The organism is Thomasclavelia sp. (assembly GCF_017889095.1).
Classification (GTDB): Bacteria; Bacillota_I; Bacilli_A; order Erysipelotrichales; family Coprobacillaceae; genus Thomasclavelia.
Map to the genome: position 1 here is coordinate 1 of NZ_JAGHEW010000327.1, position 8,430 is coordinate 8,430.

Genomic DNA, 8,430 nt, shown 5'->3' on the forward strand with positions numbered 1-8,430 from the left:
ATAACCAAATCTATTTTTTAGATAATAATACGAATAACTGTCATCCCCGTTATCTAAATCAATTTCTTTATCATCTACAAACATTTTAATATGTTCATCATATTTAAAACTAATATCATATTTTTTCATAAAGTTTGATAATGATGTTTCTTTAGCTAATGTATCAGTAAAGTTATAGCCATTATTATCTTGATCATCTTTTAATCTTCTAGATAAATGAATAAACATTATTTTGTCAATCTTTTCAGCTTGATTTTCTTTTACAAATTCATCAAAGAAATCATACTGCTTATCTAAAACAAGAATTTGATGATTTTCTTGAAATTGATGATAACATTCATCGATTATTTCATATAATTTTTCTTTATTTATATTTAGTATTTTGCATAAAGATGCTTCTATATCTTTTTTGCTTGTTGTATTGATATACATTTTCAGCTCCTATTTTTCATTTTCAATAGTTCTTATTTTTTCAATAGCTGTATTTACTGTATCTTGATTAGGGATCATATAATAAAGACGACTTTTAGGCATAGCATAACCTCCAGTCATTAACTTACCTGTTCCATCTAAATATTGATTTTCCATTTCATAACTATGTAAATTTGATAATTGCATTTTTATAAGCGAAATAATATCATCACTGCTCATATTAGTTTCAAACGTTCCATCAACTTTTTCTAATATTTCTTGATAATTTGATAATACTGATGGTGTTAGTAACTTGTTAATGATTGCCATCATAACATCCTGCTGGTTTTGGATTCTATGACGATCGCCACTTTCATAAGCATAACGCTCTCTAGAAAAAGCTAATGCCATAGTACCATCCATATGATTTGCTCCTTCATTTATTTGAATAGAAGGATTGGTATGCGGAATAAAGGTCTTATCACTATAAACATCGATTCCGCCTAGTACATCTACTACATTTATTAATGAACTGAAATTAATTCTAAAATAATAATCCATTTTTGTATCTAATAAGTTACTGATTGTATTGACAGTTTCATTTACACCATAAATTCCTGAATGAGTTAATTTATCTTTAGCCCCTTTAGAATCCAAAGTAACATAATAATCTCTAGGAATTCCCGTCATTAATATTTTATGACTATTCATATTTACTGTCATCACCATATTAACATCACTTCTAGATCTAGTAGAAACTGGTCCATAGGTATCTATACCAGTGATACATACATTAAAAACTCCATCTTTTATGGCACCATCATTAGCAATATTTTCTACTTTATTTTCGATAGTAACTTGGTAAATCACTTTAGTTTCCGTGTCAAAATCAGGATGATTTTCTTCCAACATACTTCGATATGCTTCATTAACAATTATTGCTTCTACTTCTTGATTATACAATGCATCAGCTAAATTATTCCAGCTTGAATAATCATTATATTGTGTATTTGCATCACTCAATTCTTTTCTAATAGTAGATAAAGCATTAGTAAGATTTTCTTGATCTTCTTGTTGATTAACGCCAAATACCATCCCATTTAAATCACTAAGTTGATTACAGTTACTGCTATTTAAAACAATAACTGATATTGCATCTGTTTCATAATTACTTCCAGTAAAACTATCAACAAAATTAATACCACGATTAACTTCAACACTTATAAATACTAATACAATACTTATAATAATCGCTAGTATTCTTGATAAAACACTTCTTATACTTATAAATTTTGCTTTAAACTGTAATAAAAAGTTAAGTAAACATAATAAAATTACAATTCCCGTAATACCATACATATACATATCAGGTAATACTGCAAAATTAAATAAAAAATATAGAAATACAATTGTAAAGACAACTTGTATTCCTATAAAAACTTTTGATGAAAAAATCTTATTTATAATACTCATTTCTTTATTTCCTTTTAACATTTTAGTTTTTGATATTGTCCCATTTCAATTAATGTTTTGATATTTTCGACAACATTATTTTTATCTTCTTTATATGTAACACCAAACCAATTAAACTATTTTTTTAAGTGTCTCTTTTAAAGATACTATATCTATTTTAAAATTATTATTCTTATAATTAAACTTGATTTACCACATCACACAAGTGTTTATTTATTCTTTTAGAAAACTATAAAAATTTTAGATTTATCTATGTTTAACTGTTTACCCTGTGCCTAATGATTATTCAAGTAATTAAACATAATACTAAAATACATTATTTAACTATACAGACTAATGATTGAATAAGTGATTTAAATTCTAACTTATTGTTAATAATAAATAATACTATTGCCATAATAGAAATAATATATAATGAAATGTTTAAACTAATAAAAACAGCTTGAATTAGTATAATCATCACATTGATTCCATATTTTATCCAATCAATATTTATATTAATATATTTATTAACATCATTAATTCTAATTTGTGACATAACAAAATAGGCAGTTAATGTTCCTAAAATTGCTCCCCATACTCCTATTGTTTGAATAAAAAAATAATTAATTAAAATATTAATTGTAGCACTAATTAAGGTAGTAATAGTACTACTTATTGTTTTCTTTAACGCTATATAAATGCTGCCATAAAAACTTGAAATTGAATAAAAAACAGCAGCAACCATTAACAACGGTACATATCTCCACGCATTATTAAAACTCGAGCCTACATAAACATTCATAAACGGTCTTATTATCGAATTAATAACAATGCATATTCCAAATATAACAAAAGTAAACATTTTAAATACTTGTGTATAAAATTTATTATCATTAGATGTTTCTATCTCTTTAATAGAAGAAATACCCCATGACTGTGAAAAAACAGAAACTACCACGTTAATTAATGATGGCATTTTTGTTGCAACTGTATAAATCCCACATGCTGACACATCTATCATCATTTGTATCATTATTTTGTCAGTAGAATGAATCAACCACCAAGAAATGTTATTTAATATTAGTGGTATAGAAAAAAACAACATTTTTTTCAATAAAATCATTTCAAATGATGCTTTTATTATGTCCTCTATTATTTCTGCTGTTTTTAAAATTATTAAACAGGATAATACCATAGAAATAATATTTGATAATAAATACCCTTCTATTCCTAAATCAAGATAAACTAATAATACTATATTAGACAAACATAATATTAATGTTTGGAATATGCTAATCAAAGCATATGATCTATTCTTCCCTTTTACTTTTAAACAATTCATCCCTAAAGTATTAAAACTATAACTTATAACGTATATTGATAAATACCATTTCCATTTAGCTATAGCTATATATAGATCAAAAAGTGGTGTTAAAAATAATAAAACAAAAGAATTAATCAATGTTATTATTACTCCAATTAATATAACATTTTCTCTTTTAATATCTTTAATCATTCCGAATCTAATTACTGCATCAAATATCTCTAATGTAATTATTGGCATAATCAATTGTGCAACTGTTATAACTAATTCTGCTGTTCCATACTGTCCTGTCGTTAAATAATTAGTATATAACGGAACTAAAAAAAATAAAATAAATTTTGATCCCATTCCACCTAAAGCAAAAATCACTGTATCTTTTAATAATATTTTTATTTTTTTATTCAATTCTACCATCACCCGCTTTTAATATTGTTTCATTATTTGAAAAAAGATATATCTTATTTGAAAACATTAATAAAAATATCATAATTATTAAATATTTCAAACTTATATTTTGACCTCCTGATATTGTTTCTCGAATAATTATATATGCGAACAAATATGCATATGAACTTTTAATTCTAACCAATCTAACAAAATTTCTTATATACGCAAATATAATTATGAAAGAAAATATCCCCATTACACTATATAACCAGATAATACTACTATGTGGAAACGTAGGATAACCAAAAAGTTGCATTTTTATTTGCAAATAAAATGTACTAAAAAATTGTCCAACAAAAGGATGCTGGTTAATAACAGAAAATCCTGCAATAATAGACGCTATTCTACCATTTGCTGAATCATCAGCTAATAAATAATCTAAAAATTCACCAGAAAATAATCGATCAAACATTTCTGAAAATCTATTAATTTCTATCCGAGATAGTAATTCAGTTACATCAAAAAATAATAAACTAAAAATTATACAAATTATTAACACTAGAAAAAACAACAAAAAAAATATTATTTTTTTTCTTCTAATAACAATTCCTTTTTCAAATTTACTTTTTAATTGATAAATTACATAGATAAAAAAAACATAAAAAATATCTTTTCTACATCCCGTCAACATTATCAAAACTATCCCACAAAAAAATATTATAAATGATCCTTTTGTACTCTCTTTAATAGTAGTAAAATATACAGTAGCCAATGAAAGAACTACTGCCGATTCTCCGGAACCCAAGCTTGCTATTATGTATCTATTTATTGTGTCTCCAGTTCCAATTTGATTTCCGATACCTGTAGCTAAAGATATTATCATAGACAAAATATTAGTTAAAAAAAATAATTCTAAAAAATATTCATTTTCCTGAATCGTTCTATATAATTCAAAAATAGAAAAAACAAGAAATAGTGCTAAAAAAAATTGACAATACGTACCTAAAAACATAATCTCAAAATCATTAGCAAAATAATATGAAAAATTTATCATATCTTTTAAAATTAGAATTATAAAATATAAAAAAATTTTTTTTGCATTCTTATTTTTAATTAGATATAATACCCCAACTATTATTAATGGAATATATAAAATACTTACATATGTTTCAGTTAAACGATAATATGTTTGGCTGTTTGGTTGCCTAAAAATATACATAGAAGTGTATTGAAAAATATCATTTGGCAAACTTAATAAAATAAACCAATATATATCAATTTTTTTTAATTTGGAAAATTTCAATTTATATTTATTAAGAGTTAAATGCATTTTTTAATTCCTCATACATATTATCTAAACTCTTTTTTTGTTTCAAAGATATAACTTTAATTTTTTCAATACAAGTAGAATACTCAATATTTTTAAATATTTCAATTAAACTATACTTATCAATTTCATCTACTGATTTACATAAACTCTCTAACGAAATTGAGCTCATATAATCATCAATCTTATATGTATGAGAAATTGCAATTGCTGGAATACCTTGTGATATAGCTATAATAGCAGGATGCATATTTGCAGTTATAACCAAATCATACTCAAAAATTTTATCAATCAATTGTTGAGCCGTTAATCCATGTATTATATTAATTTTCTTCATATTTGTTTTACTAATCAATTTTTCAACTCTTTCAATATGCCATTCGGTACTTAAAACAAATTCTAACTTAATATTTGGATAATTATCCATAATATAATTAATAAATTCAATAAAACTAGAATCAAATTTAATATTTTTTCTAAATAATATATTTTTTATTTGTTCAATCCTATACTTTAATAATGATGTTTCTTCATAGGTATATGGCCTAAGCTTTTGATACATAATAGCAATTCTTTTTATATTCTTAAAATCCTTACTAGTTGGTAACGGTACCCTATTCACTACATCTGGAAAAAGTCTAGCTTCCACATTAAAACTATCTCGTAAAAAAGATTGTGAGGTTCTATCTCTTACTGCAATGTAATCGCATTGCGTTATATACTTTTTAAACAATTTTTTATGCTTTGACTTTTCTATTGGGCCAATTGTTTGCCCCATAATAACAATTTTACTATTTTTCATTTTAGCAATTTTTATCTCACAAATATGTGCTAAAAAAGATTCTACCCATATATCATTAAAATATCCTCCACCACTCATAATAAATAATGTTTTCTCATTAAACATATTAGTATACTCTTCTAAAAGAGCATCTTTTCTATAATTATTATCAATAACATTATATAAATAATTAGTATTTTTTTGCTTATTTTTTTCTGCAATTGCATGTAAACATAACTTGCAGTCAACATTAAATTCTTTCAAAGTAACAACAGGATCATAAGAAAGAACAGTTATAGAAGTATTAGGAAAAGTTTTAGAAATATCTTCTAACGTATATTTCAAAATCGCCTCATCTCCTACATTCCCATATGCCCATCCGCCTGAAATTATAATTTTCTCAAATTTCATTACTTTTATTTCTCCTCATTCTATTAACAGTGTTATAATAAATTTTTATTAGATAATTATAATATTTAATAATTTTTTTTGCACAGTTTATTCCTAAGCAACTATATCCTTTTAATTTAAAATAGTATTCCATACTATCCAATGAATGATTACTAATAAATTTTGATTCGCTTCCGCCACCATGATAATGTTTTATTGAAATATTAGGATAATAGTAAACTTGTTGGCCTATCCTGTTTAATTTGTAAGATAGTATTTCTTCTTCCCAATACAAAAAAGTATGTTCGTCAAAAAAACCTACTTTTTTAAAAGTTTGAAAATCAATAAGCATAAATGCGCCAATAATCCTCCATACATAGCCTTCCTGAGATCGATACTTCGTTTTTGTGGATATAATTTTTCGATAAGGAACTGATATAAAAGGAAATAAATAATACAATATGTAATTAAATAATTTTTGTTCTTTATATGGTCCCTGTATCTCTTTTCCCTTAATAACTTTCGGACCTATTACTGCACAGTTTTTTTTATTATACAATATCATTTTCAACTTTGATAAAGTTAATGGATTTTCTAAATAAATATCTGGATTAGAAATAAGAATATAATTAAATATATCTCCATAGTATTTCAATCCTTGTTTTATCAAAAAATTATTTCCTTTAGCATAACCAAGATTTTCCGACATTGGTATATAATATATTTTTTTGCTGTTGGATAATTTTTCAACATAATTTTTTTCTTGTTTTGTACTTTGGATATCACCTACAATTATTTTGAAATCACATTGTTGTTGATCATATAAGCACTCCAAAAAATCCATTAATAATACATGCTGATGAAAATTTAAAATACAAACTAAAATCATAGCTTTTTATCCACCTATATTTCATAAAATTTTATTAAATTTTTGGCCATTTTTTCCATTGATAAAAACTTATTTCCATATTCAAAAGCATTTTGAGATAATTTATCAAGATTATACTCTCCAACTAATATTTTTTTTAATAAACAATATAGACTATAAGCATTATCTATTACAAAACCTGTTTTATTTAACACAATATTCTCTGTTAACGATTCAATATTAGTAACTATTACCGGCCTAGAATAATAATAAGACAGTGGAATAACTCCACTTTGCGATGCTGTTTTATATGGCATAATACAAAAAGTAGAGTTAATAAATAACTGACTAACCTCTTTTTCAGGGATGACATAATTATTTATTACATAATTATTTTCATGAAAAATTTTTCTCTTATATTTAGTAAAATCTCCAGCTCCAGCAATTACTGCTTTAAATTTATAGTTATCTTTTGACAACATTTCAATTGCCTCAATAAATATATCTATTCCTTTATAATCCTCTATTCTTCCAAAAAGCAAAAAAACATTATTATTAACTATAGGATTATACTTTTTACTTTTTGATTTGGAAGCTAATGGTGTAACATAAGTTTTATTTATATATTTTTTTACTAAATCATTATTTAAATGCATTTTTGAATGAATGATTATTTTATTTGTTTGTTTGGAAATAATCTTATCAATTATAGATCTGCATTTGCCTAATAAATCATTAGAATGTGGTGTAGGATCATGAAGTGTGAAAACTGAATTAGCACACTTTCCCCTATTTAGTAATATAATGTTACTTGGATGAGAATTAAGAAAGTGTACTACATCACAAGAGTTGATTACTTTTAATGCATTTAAATATGAGTTTATGTATAATAACCCTTTATCAATAGTTGGTCTCTTAGTTGAAAAAAATTTATATATTTTGACATTAGCATTTATATTGCTACTATCAAAATATTTTGTTACGATGATAGATACATCATGTTTTTTTGCCAATATATTAGCTAATTGAGAACAATATAATTGCATTCCCATAGCATTTGAAAGCGATACTAGAACTATTTTTTTCATTTATTTCCTCCATATATTTTTGTAATACTTTATCTTCGGTTCATTACCACTTGGTCTTACAACTATCCATGATCCATCTTCTAGAAATAGTTTTATTACATTACTTTTTGGAAGTGATAATATTGTTTCTCCATAAGCATCTGTTCTAATTGAATTTAAATAGTCTTCTTTAGCTATGACTTTTCTCCCTTCGATTTCTGGTATAGAATCATATCTAAACTGATTAACTATTTCTTCCATTTGTTTTTGTCCTTCTATGCCAGGGAGTGTCTCACTTTCTTGAATATCAGTTACATAGCCATATTCATCATACAAACCATTTAAAATATCTACCAATGTTTTATTCTGTTTTAAGAAATAATTGCAACACTCTGCAATTAGAATAGATGACTGCACTCC

Annotated in this window: 6 protein-coding genes and 2 pseudogenes; all 8 read right to left on the minus strand. The window is 24.7% G+C overall.

Annotated features, from left to right (window positions below; translation table 11 throughout):
• Nucleotides 1-432: pseudogene (locus tag J7M77_RS14075) on the minus strand (hypothetical protein); the annotation flags it as partial.
• Nucleotides 433-441: 9 nt separating this feature from the next.
• Nucleotides 442-1,884, minus strand: coding sequence for an LCP family protein (locus J7M77_RS14080; RefSeq protein WP_296879679.1), 1,443 nt, complete (start codon nucleotides 1,882-1,884; stop codon nucleotides 442-444).
• Between the two features lie 316 nt (nucleotides 1,885-2,200).
• On the minus strand, nucleotides 2,201-3,595 hold the full coding sequence (locus tag J7M77_RS14085) for a polysaccharide biosynthesis C-terminal domain-containing protein (RefSeq protein WP_296879681.1): 1,395 nt from the start codon (nucleotides 3,593-3,595) through the stop codon (nucleotides 2,201-2,203).
• Nucleotides 3,588-4,907 (minus strand): O-antigen ligase family protein, encoded by a 1,320-nt coding sequence (locus J7M77_RS14090; RefSeq protein WP_296879683.1) that lies wholly within the window; start codon nucleotides 4,905-4,907, stop codon nucleotides 3,588-3,590. Before J7M77_RS14090 ends, J7M77_RS14085 begins: the two co-directional genes overlap by 8 nt.
• On the minus strand, nucleotides 4,891-6,096 hold the full coding sequence (locus J7M77_RS14095; RefSeq protein ID WP_296879685.1) for a polysaccharide pyruvyl transferase family protein: 1,206 nt from the start codon (nucleotides 6,094-6,096) through the stop codon (nucleotides 4,891-4,893). The genes J7M77_RS14090 and J7M77_RS14095 overlap by 17 nt, the downstream gene beginning before the upstream one ends.
• Complete coding sequence (locus J7M77_RS14100) at nucleotides 6,086-6,745, minus strand: hypothetical protein (protein ID WP_296879687.1); 660 nt, start codon at nucleotides 6,743-6,745, stop codon at nucleotides 6,086-6,088. Before J7M77_RS14100 ends, J7M77_RS14095 begins: the two co-directional genes overlap by 11 nt.
• A 233-nt stretch (nucleotides 6,746-6,978) precedes the next feature.
• Nucleotides 6,979-8,031 carry a glycosyltransferase family 4 protein gene (locus tag J7M77_RS14105; RefSeq protein ID WP_296879689.1) on the minus strand — a complete coding sequence of 351 codons (1,053 nt, stop codon included), beginning with the start codon at nucleotides 8,029-8,031 and terminating at the stop codon, nucleotides 6,979-6,981.
• A pseudogene (locus tag J7M77_RS14110) lies at nucleotides 8,032-8,430 on the minus strand (phospho-sugar mutase); the annotation flags it as partial.

Coding starts and splice junctions, on each gene's coding strand:
- J7M77_RS14080 (WP_296879679.1), bottom strand. CDS start 1,884: ATGAGTATTATAAATAAGATTTTTTCATCAAAAGTTTTTATAGGAATA.
- J7M77_RS14090 (WP_296879683.1), bottom strand. CDS start 4,907: ATGCATTTAACTCTTAATAAATATAAATTGAAATTTTCCAAATTAAAA.
- J7M77_RS14095 (WP_296879685.1), bottom strand. CDS start 6,096: ATGAAATTTGAGAAAATTATAATTTCAGGCGGATGGGCATATGGGAAT.
- J7M77_RS14105 (WP_296879689.1), bottom strand. CDS start 8,031: ATGAAAAAAATAGTTCTAGTATCGCTTTCAAATGCTATGGGAATGCAA.